General features: G+C 70.4%; 14 protein-coding genes. 7 read left to right on the top strand and 7 right to left on the bottom strand.

Annotation, left to right across the window (positions count from 1 at the left end):
* Positions 1 to 153: 153 nt before the first annotated feature.
* Positions 154 to 927 carry a hypothetical protein gene (locus tag ACIBAF_RS24695; RefSeq protein ID WP_399465685.1) on the bottom strand — a complete coding sequence of 258 codons (774 nt, stop codon included), beginning with the start codon at positions 925 to 927 and terminating at the stop codon, positions 154 to 156.
* A gap of 149 nt (positions 928 to 1,076) precedes the next feature.
* The gene (locus ACIBAF_RS24690; protein WP_399465683.1) at positions 1,077 to 2,768 is read right to left on the bottom strand and encodes a PucR family transcriptional regulator; all 1,692 of its coding nucleotides are present in this window, start codon (positions 2,766 to 2,768) and stop codon (positions 1,077 to 1,079) included.
* A gap of 415 nt (positions 2,769 to 3,183) precedes the next feature.
* Here ACIBAF_RS24690 and ACIBAF_RS24685 point away from each other — a divergent pair, with 415 nt between their 5' ends.
* From ACIBAF_RS24685 to ACIBAF_RS24665, 5 genes are all read left to right on the top strand, one after another.
* The gene (locus tag ACIBAF_RS24685; RefSeq protein WP_399465681.1) at positions 3,184 to 4,074 is read left to right on the top strand and encodes an FAD binding domain-containing protein; all 891 of its coding nucleotides are present in this window, start codon (positions 3,184 to 3,186) and stop codon (positions 4,072 to 4,074) included.
* Positions 4,074 to 4,703, top strand: a complete 630-nt coding sequence (locus tag ACIBAF_RS24680; protein WP_399465679.1) for a (2Fe-2S)-binding protein — start codon at positions 4,074 to 4,076, stop codon at positions 4,701 to 4,703. Before ACIBAF_RS24685 ends, ACIBAF_RS24680 begins: the two co-directional genes overlap by 1 nt.
* Before the next feature lie 4 nt (positions 4,704 to 4,707).
* A complete protein-coding gene (locus tag ACIBAF_RS24675; RefSeq protein WP_399465677.1) occupies positions 4,708 to 7,161 on the top strand; it encodes a xanthine dehydrogenase family protein molybdopterin-binding subunit in 2,454 nt (817 codons plus the stop codon).
* Between the two features lie 158 nt (positions 7,162 to 7,319).
* Complete coding sequence (locus tag ACIBAF_RS24670; RefSeq protein ID WP_399465675.1) at positions 7,320 to 8,777, top strand: NCS2 family permease; 1,458 nt, start codon at positions 7,320 to 7,322, stop codon at positions 8,775 to 8,777.
* Between the two features lie 57 nt (positions 8,778 to 8,834).
* On the top strand, positions 8,835 to 10,040 hold the full coding sequence (locus ACIBAF_RS24665) for an XdhC family protein (protein WP_399465674.1): 1,206 nt from the start codon (positions 8,835 to 8,837) through the stop codon (positions 10,038 to 10,040).
* On the opposite strand, the gene ACIBAF_RS24660 is transcribed toward ACIBAF_RS24665, so the two are convergent.
* The 5 genes from ACIBAF_RS24660 to ACIBAF_RS24640 all read right to left on the bottom strand — a co-directional run bounded on the left by ACIBAF_RS24660 (position 9,992) and on the right by ACIBAF_RS24640 (position 14,628).
* The gene (locus ACIBAF_RS24660; RefSeq protein WP_399465672.1) at positions 9,992 to 10,165 is read right to left on the bottom strand and encodes a hypothetical protein; all 174 of its coding nucleotides are present in this window, start codon (positions 10,163 to 10,165) and stop codon (positions 9,992 to 9,994) included. The two genes, ACIBAF_RS24665 and ACIBAF_RS24660, sit on opposite strands and share 49 nt — an antisense overlap.
* 37 nt (positions 10,166 to 10,202) lie before the next feature.
* Positions 10,203 to 10,643: an SRPBCC family protein gene (locus ACIBAF_RS24655; protein WP_399465671.1), complete on the bottom strand. Its 441-nt coding sequence runs from the start codon at positions 10,641 to 10,643 to the stop codon at positions 10,203 to 10,205.
* 57 nt (positions 10,644 to 10,700) lie between these two features.
* On the bottom strand, positions 10,701 to 11,495 hold the full coding sequence (locus ACIBAF_RS24650) for a polysaccharide deacetylase family protein (RefSeq protein WP_399465670.1): 795 nt from the start codon (positions 11,493 to 11,495) through the stop codon (positions 10,701 to 10,703).
* 65 nt (positions 11,496 to 11,560) lie between these two features.
* Complete coding sequence (locus ACIBAF_RS24645) at positions 11,561 to 13,009, bottom strand: family 43 glycosylhydrolase (protein WP_399465669.1); 1,449 nt, start codon at positions 13,007 to 13,009, stop codon at positions 11,561 to 11,563.
* Positions 13,010 to 13,137: 128 nt separating this feature from the next.
* Positions 13,138 to 14,628 (bottom strand): family 43 glycosylhydrolase, encoded by a 1,491-nt coding sequence (locus ACIBAF_RS24640; protein WP_399465668.1) that lies wholly within the window; start codon positions 14,626 to 14,628, stop codon positions 13,138 to 13,140.
* 474 nt (positions 14,629 to 15,102) lie between these two features.
* On the opposite strand from ACIBAF_RS24640, the gene ACIBAF_RS24635 reads away from it, so the two are divergent.
* Both ACIBAF_RS24635 and ACIBAF_RS24630 read left to right on the top strand, forming a co-directional pair.
* Positions 15,103 to 15,447, top strand: a complete 345-nt coding sequence (locus ACIBAF_RS24635) for a DUF5132 domain-containing protein (RefSeq protein WP_399465667.1) — start codon at positions 15,103 to 15,105, stop codon at positions 15,445 to 15,447.
* Between the two features lie 458 nt (positions 15,448 to 15,905).
* Entirely contained in the window at positions 15,906 to 17,840 is a 1,935-nt protein-coding gene (locus tag ACIBAF_RS24630) for an ABC transporter ATP-binding protein (protein ID WP_399465666.1), read from the top strand.
* Positions 17,841 to 17,892: the final 52 nt, after the last annotated feature.

The following is a 17,892-nucleotide window of genomic DNA, read 5'->3' as shown; positions in this document are numbered from 1 at the left end:
GCCCCGGCCTCCCGGCCCCGGCCTCCCGGCCCCGGCCTCCCGGCCCCGGCCTCCCGGCCCCGGCCTCCCGGCCCCGGCCTCCCGGCCCCGGCCTCCCGGCCCCGGCCTCCCCGGGCCCCGCCGGCCCCACGCCCCCGTGAGCCCCCGTCGCCCCTACGCCGTTGCTGCCGGGGGTGCCAGTTGTCTTGCCAGCCAGGTGGGTACGCCGCCCAGGAGTCGGAACAGGCGTCGTGCCTCCTCGCGCAATCGGGAGGCCTCGGGCTCTGTTTCCGCGTCCGCCAGTGAGGCGAGCGCGGGTGCTGTGCCCACCAGGTAGCCCAACTCCTCCCGGATGCGCAGGGATTCGGCGAAGCCGTGGCGGGCCTCCGCCATCTCGCCGTCGCGCAGGGCGAGTCCGGCGAGGTGGCGCCAGGTGAAGGACAGCAGCAGCGAGTCCGAGTGCTCCGCGGCCGCCGTGTGGGCGCGGCGGTAGGCGGCCCTCGCGGCCTGCGGGGAACGGGCGATGTTCTCCGCGAGCAGGCCCCGGCGGAAGTCCAGCAGCGCCCGGCCCACCGCGTCCGGCGGGATCAGCGCCGCCGCCCGGCCGAGCGCGGCCCGCGCCTCGTCCACCCGGTCGCGCACCCCGTGCACCGTGGCCGCGTAGGCAAGGTGCCCCCGTTCACAAGCGGCGGCGCCCCGCTCCTCGTCGTCGTGGGCCAGCGCCTCCGCCGTACGCAGTGCGTCCTCGGCGTCCTGCCAGCCCTGTTCGGTGTACAGGCACCGTTCCACGAGCAGCGCGGCCCGCTGGATCGCGCCCTCCGCCGTGTCGGGCGGGATCAGAGCCGCCGCGTCGGACCAGCAGGCCCGCGAGCGCAGCCGCCATACCGCCGTCTGGAGGGGGTCGTCACCTGAGGTCGTTCCGGTACCGGACATGGCGGTGTACGCCACGTTGCCCTCCCCGAGCGCGCCGTCGAGCTTTGAGTGGTGGCCGCATCTCAGCACGAATCGCGGCACCGAGCCAAGGGGGCGGGTGAAGGATTTCACAAAGTCGTGGGACTCCCTGTCCCCGAAGGTGGCTGTTTCTTGTCGGCCCGTTGTCAGCTCATGCGCAGGGCCAGGAAGAAGTCCAGCTTGTCCTCCAGGCGCGACAGGTCACGACTCGTCAACTGCTCGATTCGTCCGACCCGGTAACGCAAGGTGTTGACATGCAGGTGCAGGCGGGAGGCGCAACGCGTCCATGAACCGTCGCAGTCGAGGAACGCCTCCAGCGTCGGGATCAGCTCGGCGCGGTGGCGTCGGTCGTAGTCGCGCAAGGGGTCCAGGAGACGGGCGGTGAACGCTCTGCGGACGTCGTCCGGGACGAACGGGAGCAGCAGCACGTGCGAGGCCAGTTCCTGGTGCCCGGCGGCGCACACCCGCCCCGGCCGGGCGGCGGCCACCCGTCGCGCGTGCCGCGCCTCCTCCAGCGCCCCGCGCAGCCCCTCCGCCGAATGCACGGCCGCGCTGACGCCCAGCGTGAGCCGGCCGTCGCCGTCGAGACCCGACGAAAGCGGTTCCCGCACGGTCGTCAGGAGCGCGTCGGCGAGAACGCCGCTCTCGGATCCGTCGTGCTCGCTCGACACCGCGGGCAGCGGCACAAGAGCGACGGCCTCGTCACCGGTGTGGGCGACGGCGATGCGGTCGGAGGGCTCCGGGCCGGTGGCGAGCGGGTCAACCAGGATCTCCTCCAGGAGCGACTGCGCGACCGGGCCGGCCTCCAGGCCGCCGTCCTCCCACTCGACGCGCGCCACGACCACCTGCCAGTGCGGCGCGGCCCCCAGGCCCGGCAGCAGCACAGGCGCGGCCACCCGCAGCCGGGCCGCGATCTCCGCGGGGGCCGCGCCCGTCTGGACCAGCTCCAGCACCTCCTGCGCCAGACGCCTGCGCACCGTGCGCGCGGCGTCCCGGCGGTCCCGCTCCACCGCGATCAGCTGGGTGACGCCCTGCAACAGGTCGAGGCGCTCGTCCGCCCAGTCCCCGGCGTCGGCCTCGACGGCCAGCAGCCAGTCCGACAGCACGCTCTCGCGCACGTCCCGGCCCGCCCTCGGGGTCTGGGCGGTCTGCGGGGCGCGGCCGCCGCTGCGGATCGGGAACAGCGAGTACGTCGCCTGGCCGACCAGCACCCGGTGCGGTCCGGGCCGGCCCGTGCGGACGGCCGCCAGATGCTCCGCCGCGAGCTGCGCGCACACCTCGGCCGGCAGGCCGGGGCCCGCTGTCTTCGGGCCCGCGATCAGCCGGCCGGTGGGGGACAGGACCCAGGCGCGCAGGTCCAGGTCCGAGCCGAGCAGGTCCAGGACCACGTCCGGGCCGCCGCCCGCCGGACCCGAGGTCATCATCCGGCGGTGCCGGTCCACGACGGCCGCGAGATCCCCCGCGCGTTCGCCGGACACCTGCCGCACCACGTGCTCGGTGATCGTCGCGAAGGCCACCGACTCGTGCACCGCGAACAGCGGGAGACGGTGTCGGGCACAGGCCACGACCAGGTCCTCCGGGACGTCCCCCAGCTCCGCCTCACCGGCCGCGAGCGCGGCCACCTGGGCCTGCACCAGGAGCCGCACGAACGGCTCGGAGTCCGCCGCGTCCCGGCGCCACGCCAGGCCTGTCAGCACCAGCTCACCGCCGGAGAGGTAGCGGCTGGGGTCCCGCAGGTCGGTGGTCATGACACCCCGCACCGCGCGGTCCAGCTCGTCCTCGCCGCCGAGGAGCCTGAGGCCCAGCGCATCGGTGTCCAGCAGGGCGCGCAGCCGCATCTCGTCGCCGCCGTTCTGTGTCTCGAAATCTACGATGAATCTTGAAGGATGTGGCGGGAAGGCACCCGCCGCCGGTCCCGCCCTCCGGGGCCGGGCCGCTGCGGCGGACAGTCACGCACCGCATTCTTTGATTGCCAGGCCGTTTCCTACGTTTCCACAGGAAAACGAGGAGGTTACTGATGGCCTCCGTTCATACGAATCTACAAGATGCCCCGGTCGACCAGCCAACTCCTTCATGGTTTCCGTGACTGACCGGGTTGGAGCAAGGCGCTGTGTACTGGCCTCACTCCACGTGAACAGCACATGAACGAGCCGGGCCCGCCGCACCCGATTCTGGCTCGATCGATTCGGCCGTCGGTCGCGACCGGCAGCCGACACGACTCCGAGACGCACGAGACGAAGAAGAGAGCCGGTCATGGACTTCCTTCGCCCCGCCAGCTGGGAGGAGGCGCTCGCCGCCAAGGCAGAGCACCCCACCGCTGTGCCTATTGCGGGTGGCACCGATGTGATGGTCGAGATCAACTTCGACCACCGGAGGCCCGAGTACCTGCTCGACCTCAACCGTGTCGGTGACCTCTACGAGTGGGAGGTCGGCGAGAAGAGCGTGCGGCTGGGCGCCTCCGTCCCGTACACCCGGATCATGGAGAGTCTGCGCGCCGAGCTGCCGGGCCTCGCCCTCGCCTCGCACACCGTGGCCTCCCCGCAGATCCGCAACCGCGGAGGCGTCGGCGGCAACCTCGGCACCGCCTCCCCGGCCGGCGACGCCCACCCCGCCCTGCTGGCCGCCGGCGCCGAGGTCGAGGCCGAGTCGGTGCGCGGATCGCGGCGGATCCCGATCGACGCGTTCTACACCGGCGTCAAGCGCAACGCCCTCGCCCCCGACGAGCTGATCCGCGCCGTCCACATCAAGAAGGCCGACGGACCGCAGCAGTACTCCAAGGTGGGCACCCGCAACGCCATGGTCATCGCCGTGTGCGCCTTCGGCCTGGCGTTGCACCCCGAGACCCGGACCGTCCGCACCGGCATCGGTTCGGCCGCGCCCACTCCCGTGCGGGCCGAAACCGCGGAGGACTTCCTCAACGCGGCGCTCGACGAAGGCGGCTTCTGGGACAACGGGAACATCATCGCCCCGTCGGTCGCCAAGCAGTTCGCGGACCTGTGCGCCGCCGCCTGCAACCCGATCGACGACGTCCGGGGAACGGCCGGTTACCGCCGTCACGCGGTGGGCGTCATGGCCCGCCGCACACTGACCTGGGCCTGGGAGTCGTACCGCGGCGCCCGCCGCACCACTGAGGGAGCTGCGTGATGCGCGTCAACTTCACTGTCAACGGACGTCCGCAGGAAGCCGACGACGTGTGGGAGGGCGAGAGCCTGCTGTACGTGTTGCGGGAGCGGCTCGGCCTTCCCGGCTCCAAGAACGCCTGCGAGCAGGGCGAGTGCGGATCGTGCACGGTCCGGCTGGACGGCGTCCCGGTCTGTTCCTGCCTGGTCGCCGCAGGTCAGGCGGAGGGGCGTGACGTGGTCACCGTCGAGGGGCTCGCCGAGTACGCCAAGCAGCGCGCCGAACACGGCGGTTGTGGAACCGGTTCCTGCGGTACGTCGGGCGGGCCGGTCGACTCGGGCGCGTCGGGCGTCTCGGGGACCTCGCTCGACGAGGCCAAGGGCTGGCAGCCCAAGGGCCACGACTCCCAGACCGGCGAGGGCTCCGACCTCGCCCCGATCCAGCAGGCGTTCATCGACGCCGGCGCCGTCCAGTGCGGCTTCTGCACCCCGGGCCTGCTGGTCGCCGCCGACGAGATGCTGGAACGCAACCCGAACCCGACCGACGCGGACATCCGCGAGGCGCTCTCCGGCAACCTGTGCCGCTGCACCGGTTACGAGAAGATCATGGACGCGGTCCGCCTGGCGGCCGCCCGGCAGGGAGAGGCGGTCTGATCCCATGACCTCCCGCACTCACGGATTCGCTCGGGCGGGCGGCGTCCCCATCGGCGCTCCCGCCAAGATCACCCAGGGGTCCCGGACCAAGGGCGGCATCGGCGAGTCCACGCTCCGCCCCGACGGCACCCTCAAGGTCACCGGAGAGTTCGCCTACTCCTCCGACATGTGGCACGAGGACATGCTCTGGGGTCAGATCCTGCGCTCCCCGGTCGCCCACGCCGAGATCGTCTCCATCGACACGTCCGAGGCACTCGCGACCCCGGGCGTCTACGCCGTGATGACGTACGACGACCTGCCGACCCACGTGAAGAACTACGGCCTGGAGATCCAGGACACCCCGGTCCTGGCCCACGGCAAGGTGCGCCACCACGGCGAACCGGTCGCGATCGTCGCCGCCGACCACCCGGAGACGGCCCGCCGCGCCGCCGCCAAGATCAAGGTGGAGTACCGGGAACTGCCGGTCATCACGGACGAGGCCTCCGCCACCGCCCCGGACGCGATCCTCGTCCATGAGAACCGCGACGACCTCCCCCAGTCTCAGCTTGGTTCGACCGGGGGGACCCCCGTCATCGGTCACGTCCCGCACCCGAACATCGTCCACCGCCAGCCGATCATCCGCGGGGACGCGACCGAGGCGGCCGGGCGCGCCGATGTGATCGTCAAGGGCGAGTACACCTTCGGCATGCAGGACCAGGCCTTCCTCGGCCCGGAGTCCGGCCTCGCCGTCCCGGAGGAGGACGGCGGCGTCCACCTCTACATCGCCACCCAGTGGCTCCACTCCGACCTGCGCCAGATCGCACCCGTGCTCGGCCTGCCCGAGAGCAGGGTGCGGATGACGCTGGCCGGCGTCGGCGGCGCGTTCGGCGGCCGCGAGGACCTGTCCATGCAGATCCACGCCTGCCTGCTGGCCCTGCGCACCGGAAAACCCGTCAAAATCGTTTACAACCGTTTCGAGTCCTTCTTCGGCCACGTCCACCGTCACCCGGCCAAGCTGTACTACGAGCACGGGGCCACCCGCGAGGGCAAGCTGACCCACGTGAAGTGCCGGATCGTCCTGGACGGCGGCGCATACGCCTCCGCCAGCCCCGCCGTCGTAGGAAACGCCGCCTCGCTCGGCATCGGCCCCTACGTCGTCGACGACGTCGACATCGAGGCCATCGCCCTCTACACCAACAACCCGCCCTGCGGCGCGATGCGCGGCTTCGGCGCGGTCCAGGCGTGCTTCGCCTACGAGGCGCAGATGGACAAGCTGGCGAGGGAACTCGGCATGGACCCGGTCGAGTTCCGCCGGCTCAACGCGATGGAGCAGGGCAGCCTGCTGCCGACCGGGCAGGCGGTCGACTCCCCGGCGCCGGTCGCCGAACTCCTGCGCCGCGTCAAGGCGATGCCGCTGCCGCCGGAGCGACAGTGGGAGAGCAGCGAGGGGGCGGACGTACGGCAGCTGCCCGGCGGTCTGTCCAACACCACGCACGGCGAGGGCGTCGTTCGCGGCATCGGTTACGCCGTCGGCATCAAGAACGTCGGCTTCTCCGAGGGCTTCGACGACTACTCGACCGCCAAGGTCCGCATGGAGGTCGTCGCCGGCGAACCCGTCGCGACCGTGCACACCGCGATGGCGGAGGTCGGCCAGGGCGGTGTCACCGTCCACGCGCAGATCGCCCGCACCGAGCTGGGCGTCGCGCAGGTGACCGTCCACCCGGCGGACACCCAGGTGGGCAGCGCCGGCTCGACGTCGGCCTCCCGGCAGACGTATGTCACCGGCGGCGCGATCAAGAACTCCTGCGAGCTCGTCCGGGAGAAGGTCCTGGAGCTAGGGCGCCGCAAGTTCGGCTCGTACCACCCGGCCTGGGCCACCGCCGAACTGCTCCTGGAGGGCGGCAAGGTCGTCACCGACGGCGGTGAGGTCCTCGCCGACCTGGTCGACGTGCTGGAGGAGGAGGCCGTCGAGGTCGAGGCGGAGTGGCGGCACCGGCCGACCGAGCCCTTCGACCTGCGCACCGGGCAGGGCTTCGGACACGTCCAGTACTCCTTCGCCGCGCACCGCGCCGTCGTCGAGGTCGACACCGAGCTCGGCCTGGTCAAGGTCATCGAGCTGGCCTGCGCGCAGGACGTCGGAAAAGCGCTGAATCCGCTGTCCGTGATCGGCCAGATCCAGGGCGGCACGACCCAGGGGCTGGGCGTCGCGGTCATGGAGGAGATCATCGTCGACCCGAAGACGGCGAAGGTCAGGAACCCGTCCTTCACGGACTACCTGATCCCCACGATTCTCGACACGCCGACCATCCCCGTCGACGTGCTCGAACTCGCCGACGACCACGCCCCCTACGGGCTCCGTGGCGTCGGCGAGGCGCCCACCCTGTCCTCGACCCCGGCCGTCCTCGCGGCGATCCGCGACGCGACCGGGCTGGAGCTCAACCGCACACCGGTACGTCCGGAACACCTCACCGGAACGTGACCCCACGGGGTCTGAGCAGCTGACCTCCGGGGGGACCTCGTCCCCCCGGACCCCTGACCGTTCGTCTCGGGCCGTCCCCCGGGTCGTCCATTCCCAAAACCCGCGGGCTCGCCGACGGCAGCACCCGGGTGTCCCTTTGAACCTTGGGAGATGGCCCCATGACCCAGCAGTCACTGGAGCCCAGGACCACAGCCGACGACGCGGGCGAAGGCGCCCGCGTCCCGGCCGGACGGTCCTGGCTCGACCGGTACTTCCACATATCCGGGCGGGGATCCACGGTCGCGCGCGAAGTGCGCGGCGGCGTCACCACCTTCATGGCGATGGCGTACATCCTCCTCCTCAACCCCCTGATCCTGTCCGGCAAGGACGCGGCCGGAGACACCCTCGGCCGGCAGGCGCTCATTACCGCAACCGCTTTCGCAGCGGCTTTCACCACGCTGCTGATGGGCTTCTTCGGCAAGGCGCCGCTCGCGCTAGCCGCCGGACTGTCCGTCTCCGGCGTCCTGTCCTCCCAGGTCGCCCCCCAGATGACCTGGCCGCAGGCGATGGGCATGTGCGTGATGTACGGCGTCGTCATCATGCTGCTGGTCGTCACCGGCCTGCGCGAGATGATCATGAACGCGATCCCGCTCGCGCTCAAACACGGCATCACCATGGGCATCGGCCTGTTCATCGCGCTCATCGGTTTCTACAAGTCCGGCTTCGTGCACCAGGGCAAGGCGACCCCGGTCACCCTCGGCCCGGCGGGCGAACTCGCGGGCTGGCCCGTCCTGTTGTTCGCCGGCACCCTGCTGCTGATCTTCATGCTGCAGGCCCGGAACATCCCCGGCGCCATCCTCATCGGCATCGTCGGCGGCACGGTCGTCGCCGCGATCCTCAACGCCGCCGGGGTCGTGGACCCGAAGCAGTGGGCGGGCGGCGCCCCCGAACTGCACGGCAGCGCCGTCTCGATGCCCGACTTCTCGCTCTTCGGGGACGTGGAGTTCGGCGGCTGGGGCGAGGTCGGCGCGATGACCGTCGGCTTGATCGTCTTCACGCTCGTCCTCGCCGGGTTCTTCGACGCGATGGCCACCATCATCGGCGTCGGCGCCGAGGCGGGGCTCGCCGACGACAAGGGCCGGATGCCGGGCCTGTCCAAGGCCCTGTTCATCGACGGCGCCGGCGGAGCGATCGGCGGTGTGGCGGGCGGCTCCGGCCAGACCGTGTTCATCGAGTCGGCGACGGGCGTGGGCGAGGGCGCCCGTACCGGCCTCGCCTCGGTCGTCACCGGGACCTTCTTCGCGGCCTGTCTGTTCTTCACCCCGCTCACCGCGATCGTCCCGCAGGAGGTCGCCTCCGCCGCTCTGGTCGTCATCGGCGCGATGATGCTGATGAACGCCCGCCACGTCGACTGGGCCGACCGGGCAACCGCTGTCCCGGTGTTTCTGACCGTCGTCCTGATGCCGTTCACGTACACCATCACCACCGGTGTCGCCGCGGGCGTCATCTCCTACGTCGCCATCAAGGCCGCGCAGGGCAGGGCGCGGGAGATCGGGGCCTTCATGTGGGGCCTGACGGTGATTTTCCTCGGGTACTTCGCCCTCCACCCGATCGAGAGCTGGCTGGGCGTGCACTAGCCGCTCCGCTGGACGAGCAACGCCCCTCCACGCAACCGCAGTTAAGGAGACCCAGAGATGCTGGACATCGCCGAGGAGTTGAACCGGTGGGTCGAGCAGGGCCGTGACTTCGCCGTCGCCACCGTGGTGGCCGTCGGCGGCAGCGCGCCCCGCCAGCCGGGCGCCGCCCTTGCGGTGGACGCCGACGGCACGGCGATCGGCTCGGTCTCCGGCGGCTGCGTGGAGGGCGCGGTCTACGAGCTGTGCCGGCAGGCCCTTCAGGACGGAGAGTCGGTCCTCGAACGCTTCGGTTACAGCGACGACGACGCCTTCGCCGTCGGGCTCACCTGCGGCGGGATCATCGACATCCTCGTCACCCCGGTGCGGGCCGACGACCCCGTCCGCCCGGTGATCAAGGCCGCCCTCCAGGCGGCCGCCTCCGGCCGGGCGGCCGCGCTGGCACGGATCGTGAGCGGCCCGCCGGACCTGGTCGGCCGAGCACTGCTCGTCCGCACCGGCGAAGACGACGACAACGGCTCGTACGACAGCGGTTCCTACAGTGGTTCTTCCAGCGGTTCCTACGGCGGTGGCTTCGGCGCCCATCCCGAGCTGGACCGCACGGTCGCAGCCGAGGCCGCCGCCTTCCTCGACGCCGGGCGCACCGGCACCCTGGAAATCGGCGAGCAGGGCTCCCGCTGCGGGGCCCCGCTCACCGTCCTCGTCGAGTCGTCCGTTCCCGCGCCCCGGATGATCGTGTTCGGCGCCATCGACTTCGCGTCGGCGCTGGTCCGGGTCGGCAAGTTCCTGAACTACCACGTGACGGTGTGCGACGCGCGACCCGTCTTCGCGACGCAAACCCGTTTCCCGGAGGCCGACGAGATCGTCGTCGAGTGGCCGCACCGGTACCTGGAACGCACCGACGTGGATGCGCGGACCGTGCTGTGCGTCCTCACGCACGACGCCAAGTTCGACGTCCCCCTGCTCCAGCTGGCGTTGCGCCTCCCGGTCGCCTACGTCGGCGCGCTGGGCTCCCGTCGCACCCACCTCGACCGCAACGACCGGCTGCGCCAAGTAGGCGTCACCGACCTGGAGTTGGCGCGCCTGCGCTCACCCATCGGCCTCGACCTGGGCGCCCGTACGCCCGAGGAGACGGCGCTGTCGATCGCCGCGGAAATCGTCGCCGACCGGCGGGGCGGCAGCGGGGTGTCGCTCACCGGCGCGCACACGCCGATCCATCACGACGTGACGTCGGCGCCCGCTCGGCGGATCGGCTCGGCGGCCTGAGCCGCCGTCTCGCGCAGTTCGCGCGCGATGCGGGCGTTGTCCATCGCCCACCCGCTCTGCGGTGCGAGGCCGCTCGGAGTGACCCGGTGCTCGACGTCGGACCAGCGCGCCGCCCCCGGTGTCATGCGCCCACCCCGACCTGGGGCATACGGCCCCGAACAGTCACGGTCTGCGGAGCAGCCGGTTGACCGCCCGGCCGAACACGGTGCGGGCCGTGGCCCCGAGGAGCGGATCGAGGAAAGACGGCAGAAGCCGCACCCGCAGCTCCTCGCGCCAGACCACGCGGGTCCGCCCGCCCGGTCCCGGCCGTACCTCGATCTCGGCCCAGCCCAGGACGACCCGGCCCCGCTTCTCCAGCCGGCACCGGCCCGGCTCGTCGTACGTCGGCGGCTGCCACACCGTCACCTCCATCCGGTCGGCGAAGGCGAACGGGCCGAAACCCGTTCGCGCCACGAAGACCGTGCCCTCACGGGTCGGCGCGGGAGTGAGCACGGCAACGCGGGTGAGCGGTACGACATCGCCGTGCCGGGACCACTCGGTCAGCCGACGCCAGGCGTCGTCCAGGGAAAGCGGTGCCGTGCGTTCTAGCTGGAAAATGACCACGCAGAGATCGTAGGGAGTCAGAACCGCCCGGCGGAGGATTACCCTCCGGCTCACAGGTCAGCGGTAGACCCGCCCCGGCTGCGCCGCCCCGGGCGCCAGCAACTGAGGAACCGTCACGAAAACGTATCCGCGCTCTTTCAGCGCGTCGATGATCCCCGGCACGGCCGGTACGGTCCCGTCGTAGATGTCGTGCAACAGGATGATGCCGTCCCGGTCGGCCTGCGCGAGGACCCGGCGCTGGATCAGCGCGGAGTCGGTCGTCGTGTAGTCCTTGGCGGTCACCGACCACAGCACCTCGGCGAGGCCCAGCTCGCGGGAGATCTCGTGCACCGTCTCGTTCGTGCGGCCCTGAGGCGGGCGCATCAGGGTGGGCCGGCGGCCGATGAGGCGCTCTATCGCGTCGTTGGGGCGCTGGAGTTCCGCACGTATCTCGTCCGGCTCGATCTGCGTGAGGATCTTGTGGTCCCAGGTGTGACTGGCGACCTCGTGGCCCTCGTCGGCCATGCGTCTCACCAGCTCCGGGTACTTCTCGATGTGCCCCTGGCCCAGCAGGAAGAAGGTCGCCGGGACCTGTTTCTCCTTCAGGATGTCCAGCAGCCGCGCGGAGTTCTCGCTGGGGCCCGCGTCGAAGGTGAGCGCTATGCACTTCACCTCACGGCAGTCCACGGCGCCGAACCGCGGGGCGGCGGCCTGGGTGGTGGCCGCGGGGTGGGCCCGGGCGGCGCTCGGGGCGGTGGTGTCGAGGCTCCCGCAGCCGGTCAGGGTCACCGCCAGCGAGGCGGCGGCCGCCGAGAGGGCGACGGGACGCAACCAGGCCCCCGTGTTCTTCATCTTCCTGGTCAGAAAACGCATGCCGAGACTATACATAAAGGGTATACACCCCATGCATAGTCTCGGCGTCGTGCTCTCTCAGACCCTCACTGGGCGTAGAAGGTCGCGTCCCCCTTGTCCGTCGCCGTGCTCGGCGTCTGCACGTACAGCAGGTAGTCGTAGTGGCGGATGTAACGGCCGGCGTAGTTGTACGACTCGTACGAGATCCCCGCGGAGTCGGCGAGCCCGGCCCGCCGGTAGAAACTCGCGTCGGAAGCGAACGTCGACGTGCCGTCGGTCTTCTCCAGCCACACCTCGAAGTTCTTGTGCCGCAGGTAGTAGCCGGGGAAGTTGGCCGACTCCAGCGAGACCGTGCCGGTTCCCGCGAGACCGGTCACCACGCGGAACTGCGAGTCGGCGAGCGGGCTGACGTTCGCCTCGATGCGGGCCCGGTACTCCCAGTGGCGGATGAAACGGTCCGCGTAGTTGTACGAGGAGAACCGTTGCGGGGTGACGCCGTCGGCGACCGGGATGCCGAAGTCGGGCGTGCCGTCGGCCTTCCAGTACACCTTCTGCACGCGGGTGCGGCGGTTGGGGTCGTTCAGCGGATCGCCGGTGATGTCCTTGTAGCTGCGGTCGTGGTAAACGAGGATGTCGGACTTTCCGTCCTCGGACACCGTGAACGAGTTGTGGCCCGGCCCGTACTGCGAGGTCGAGGCGTTCGTCTTGAAGACGGGCTGCGATCCCTTGGTCCAGGCTGCCGGATCGGTCAGGTCGGCCGTCGCCGAGGCGGTCAGCATGCCGAGGCAGTAGTTGGCGTCGGTCGCGCTCGCCGAGTAGGTCAGGAAGACCTTTCCGCCGTGCTGGATCAGCGCGGGCCCCTCGTTGACCTTGAAGCCGACCGTTTCCCAGGAGAGCGTCGGCTGTGAGATCTCCGCCGGAGTGCCCTGGATCGTCCAGGGGTTGGCGAGCTTGGCGATGAACAGGCTGGTGTTGTTGTCCTCGGAGGGGTTGCGCTGAGCCCAGGCAAGGTAGCGGACACCGTTGACGACGAAGGTCGTGGAGTCGAGCGAGAAGCTCTCCCAGGCCGTCTTGATCTGGCCCTTCTCGGTCCAGGCCGCGGTGAGCGGGTTGGCGCCGGAGCCCTCGAGGACGTACATCCGGATCGCCCACACATCACTGGTGGACCCGGCCGCGAAGTACACGTACCACTTGCCGTCGATGAAGTGGATCTCCGGCGCCCAGATGTGGGCGCCCATGACCCCGCTGCTGTGCTTGGTCCAGATGGTGACCTCCTGGGCCGTCGACAGGCCCTGGATGGTCGTCGCCCGACGCAGCACGATGCGGTCGTACTCGGGAACGGTGGCGGTGAAGTAGTAGTAGCCGTCGGTGTGCTTGTAGATGTGCGGGTCGGCCCGCTTCTCGGCGATCGGGTTGGTGTACGTCACCGCGGGGGAGTCGGGCACGGCGGCCTGGGCGGGGGCGCCCAGGCCGGTGAGGACGGCCGCGAGGGCGACGAGGCCGGCCAGGAACAGCCGAACGGCGTTGCGTCTCAAGGGAGTTCTCCTGATGGGGAAGGGAGACAGAGAGGAAGGGAGACAGAGAGGAACGGAGACAGAGAGGAACGGAGAGAAGAGGGGAGGGGAAGTCGAGTCCCGGTGTCTTCGGCGGGCGGGCGCGGGGCTCAGGTGGTCGGGACGAGCCGCCACTGCTGGCAGGTGTTGTTCAGCCAGGTCCACTGCCGTACGTCCGTGCCGTTCGCGGTACCGCAGTTCGCGACGTCGGCGACCTTGCCGCTGTTCTCGCCGACGAGCCGGACGTAGTCGCCGCTCGCGGTGAAGACGAGCCGGAAACGCTGGCACTTGTTGTTCAGCCACGACCACTGACGAAGATCGGCGCCGTCCGCGGTGGAGCAGTCGGCGGTGTCCATCACCCCGCCGGTGGCCACGTTCACCAGCCGGCTGGTGTCGTCGCCCTGATCCTCGATCCGCCACTTCTGGTTGGCCCCGCCGGTGCAGCTCCACTGGAAGATGTTCGTGCCGTTGGCGGTGGCACTGCCTTCGACGTCCAGGCACTTGCCGCTGTTGCGGTTGACGAGGGTGTACGACGTCGGAGTCGTCGCCGTCTCGCCGGACGGGCCGGGGAGCGTCGTGCCGAGCGCGACCGGGGCGCCGAAGTTCGGGGTGCCGTCGGCGTTCCAGGTGAACTTCTGGGCGCGGGTCGTGCGGCCGTTGCCGCAGCCGCCGCTCGCGGACGAGTTGGCGTGGTAGACGATCCAGTTCTCGGCGCCGTCGGGCGAGGTGAAGAAGCCGTTGTGGCCCGGACCGTAGACGCCGTTCGCGTCACTGCGCTGGAAGACGGGCGTCTGCTTCTTGGTCCAGGACGCCGGGTTCAGCGGGTCGCTGCCCGTCAACTCGAGCTGTCCCAGCTTGTAGTCGGCGGTCTGGCAGGAGCTCGCGGAGTAGGTGAGGAAGGTGCGGCCGTCGTGGTACAGCGGCTCGGGGCCTTCGTTCACCGGTGAACCCGAGGTCTCCCAGCTCAGCGTGGGGCTGGAGATCACCGTGAAGGTGCTGCTGGACAGCGTGTACGGGTTGCTCATCGGTGCGATGACCAGACTCTGTGTGCTGCCGTTCACGAAACCGCTTCCGACGAGGTACAGCTTCCCGTTCGCCTGCAGGACGCTTGCGTCGATCAGCCAGCCGCCCGGGGTGAGGTTGGAACCGGTGAGGGACCCCTTGTAGGTGTAGGGGCCCAGCGGGTCGGTGCCGGCGCTCTCCAGGACGTGCGTGCGCTGGGAGTCGCAGCAGGCGGTGCCGCCCTGTCCCGCCGAGTAGTACAGGTACCAGTGGCCGTTGAACTGGTGGATCTCCGGTGCCCAGATGTTGTTGTTGCGGGTCGACGTGGTGTCCGACCACACCTGCACGGTGGGCGCGGTGGCGAGACCCGCCAGGGTCGGCGCCTTGCGCATGCCGAGGACGCCCGTGAACGTCGTGGTGATCAGGTAGTAGTCGCCGTCGTAGTACTCCCGCCAGGGGTCGGCGCCCTTGGCGGACTTCAGCGGATTGGTGTACGGGCGGCCGTCGGCCGCGGACACCGGCTGGATCGCCGCCACCAGGGCGACGAGGAGCGCCAACACGCAGACGAGCAGGGGTCTGCGGCGGTACATCCGAGGCATACAGGACCGTCCCTTGTCCATGAAGCCACCTGTTCGCAATTTCGAACATGGTTCGTAACTTCGGCCAGAAGATAGGGGGCCAGCATGTCCTCGTCAATGGTTTCGACGTGCCGTGATGTGGCTGCAGGGCCCGGGGTGAAGTGCGGCGACCTCCGTGCCGCCGGCCCGGAGTGGGTCTGTGCGGACCGCCGTGTCGTCTCTGCATTCACTGGCCACCTTTCCCGTACGCTCCGTGAAATTACTGGGGAAAGGTGGTCGGCTCGGCCCCATTCCGTCGTCGCCGACCGGCTCAAACCCGCTGGATCGAGCCGGGGTTCTGGCCTGAACCGGTCGTTTCCCCGGGCTGTATTACTCTTCCGGGTGACGAGACAGGTCTCAGCTTGGTTTCTGCCCTCGGGACTCCGATACGCTGATGCAGGTTCGCAAATGCCGGGGGCAATGAGTTTCCGCCCTCGAAAAGAAGGGGTACGAATCATGCCTCCCGTAGTTCCCCCGTTTCTGATCGGTCTCATCGCCGCACCCCTGGCCAAGCGGGTCGTCAAGCCGCTGATGCGAGGACTGGTGAAAACGTCGGTGGGCCTCGTGCTCGAAGTGAAGCGCGCCGCGCAAGAAGCCGGCGAGGGCCTGCAGGACCTCGCCGCCGAGGTCACCGCCGAGGTCGTCGCGGCGCAGATGGTGGGCAGTGGTCATCCGGAACCGCAGGCGCACCCGCAGACGCAGGAGCGGTCGGTGACTCAGGAAACGCCTGCCGCCGACGCCCAGCCCAAGGGGCCCGGCAAGGGGCGCACGCCCGCCGTCGCCACCGGCAAGGCGCACTGAACGCCCACGCCTCGAAGAAAAAACAGCTCGGGGGTCTGCTGAACATGACATTGCTGGTGGGGGCTGCGACCGTACACGGGCCCGCCCGGGAGAACGCGGAAACATACTCACTGAGAATGTGCTCGGCGATTCCGGGACGGCAACGTTGGAAGATTGCCGAAATGGCCGGCCGGACGCGTTTCGCGAAAGTCCTGGAAAGCGTTCTCGTAAAATATCCTGGCGTGCGAGCGGCAAAGGTCAGCGGGGTCACGGGAAGCGTTCTCGTCCTCCACGATCCGCACCTGGAAACCGGTGAGGTCGGAAGAATCATCCGTGATTCGCTGGCAGCTGTTTCCCGTACCGGACAACAGCGACCTGCCTCACCGCCGAGCCAAGGCGGCCCGGGCCTCGCCCCGGCCCCCGTCTCCGCCCCCACGCGCCCCCCGGCTCCCGCCCTGACCCTCGCAGGCGGTGCGACCGTGGCCGCGCTCGCCCTCGGCCCCGGCAAGCTCCTGCGGAAACCGCTCGCGGTCCTCGGCGCCGTCGTCACCGCCACCGTCCTCGTCGTACGCCGGGCCGTGCGCGCGGCAGCCGACGGCACGCACCCGCCCGGCTCCACCACCGACGAGGCGTCACCGCCCCGGCCGAAGTCCTCCCTGCGCTCCCTGCTCCACATCGTCGGCCCGCACAGACCCCGGCTCTGTCTCGCCTCCGGGCTCTCCGCCGCATGCCAGCTGACCGAGGTGGCGCTGGGTCTCTTCCTCGGCTGGATCGCGCTCGTCCTCATCAAGGGCGAGGCCGCACCTCTCCTCGCCCTCGGACTGACCGGCGCCTCGGCCCAGTTGTGGTTCCTCGCGGGCGCCGCCGCCGTGGCCTGCGCCGCCGTCGCCGGCCTCTCCTACGCGGCGGGCGTGGAATGGCGGCGACTCGGTCAGGCCGTCGAGCACGACTGGCGCAGCGCCACCTACGCCCAGGTACAGAAGCTCGAACTGCGTCATCTGGAGGGCGAGCGCACCACCCGCATCGCCGGCGTCCTCACCGACGAGGTCACCCAACTCGGCGCCTTCTTCGCAACCGCGGGAGGCGACGTCGTCCAACTCGTCGCCAGTTTCCTGGTGTTGGTCCCCGCCTTCCTCCTGCTGGCCCCCGAGATCGCCTGGATCGCCTTCCTGCCGATGCCGATCGTGGCCTGGCTGTCCTTCCACTACCACGACCGTGTCGCCACCGACTACAGCCTCTCCCGCGAGCACAAGGCCCAACTGCACAGCCAGTTGGTGAACAGCCTGGAGGCCGGCGCCACCGTCAAGAGCTTCTGCACCGAGGAGTACGAGGCCCGGCGCGTCGACGACCTCAGCGAGGTCTGCCGCGAGAGCACCCACCGCACGGACCGCTCCACCGTCCGCCACGCCGAGACGATCCGTGCCGTCACCACCGCCTCCATGACCGGCACCCTCCTGCTCGGCGGCCGCTCCGTCCTCGACGGAACCCTGCCGTTCGAGGTGTTCAGCCCCCTCATCGGCCTGCCCCAGCAGGTCCTGCTGCGGCTCACCCGGCTCGGCTCCATCGTCGACCAGTACCAGCGCACCCTCGCCGCCCACGAGCGCGTCCTGCGCCTGCACGCTCTGCCCACCGAACCCGTAGGCCCCGAACACCCCGTGGACGCCGACGACGTCAAGGGCGCCGTCACCCTCGACCGGGTCACCTTCGCCTACCCCGGCCGTCCGCCCGTCCTCAGGGACCTCTCCCTGCGCATCGCGCCGGGCCGCGTCACCGGCATCGTCGGCCCCACAGGCTCCGGCAAGACGACCATCGCCAAGTTGCTCATGCGTTTCCAGGACACCGACTCCGGCCGGGTCCTGCTCGACGGCCGGGATGTGCGCGACCTGTCCCGGCAGGGGTTGCGAGGCGCCGTCGGATTCGTGGCCCAGGACCCCTTCCTCTTCGACGGCACCATCGCCGACAACATCCGCTACGGCAGCTTCGACGCCACCGACGAGCACCTGGTCGACGCCGCGCGCATGGCCGAGGCGCACCCCTTCATCGAGGCCCTGCCGGGCGGTTACGAAACGATGATCGGGGAGCGCGGCGCGGCCCTGTCGGGCGGCCAGAGACAACGGCTGGCCCTTGCCCGGGCCATCCTCAAGGACCCGCCCGTCGTCATCCTCGACGAAGCCACCTCCGCCGTCGACAACGAGACGGAGGCCGCCATCCAGCGCACCCTGCGCACCTTCGCCGAGAACCGCACCCTGATCATCATCGCCCACCGTCTCTCGACGATCCGCAACGCCGACCGGATCCACGTCCTCGACAAGGGCGGCCTGGTCGCCGAACAGGGCACCCACGCCGAACTCCTCGCCCGCGACGGCCTCTACGCCGCGCTGTGGCACCTACAGGCGGGCGAGCAGGCGGCGTGATCCGCCCGGCCCCCGGGGTCGTCCCGCCCGGGTAACCGGCTTCGACCGGCCG

This window comes from Streptomyces sp. NPDC051677 (genome assembly GCF_044453465.1).
Taxonomy (GTDB): domain Bacteria; phylum Actinomycetota; class Actinomycetes; order Streptomycetales; family Streptomycetaceae; genus Streptomyces.
Note: the sequence above shows the minus strand (reverse complement) of the source record. Positions and strands in the feature narration are given on the sequence as shown.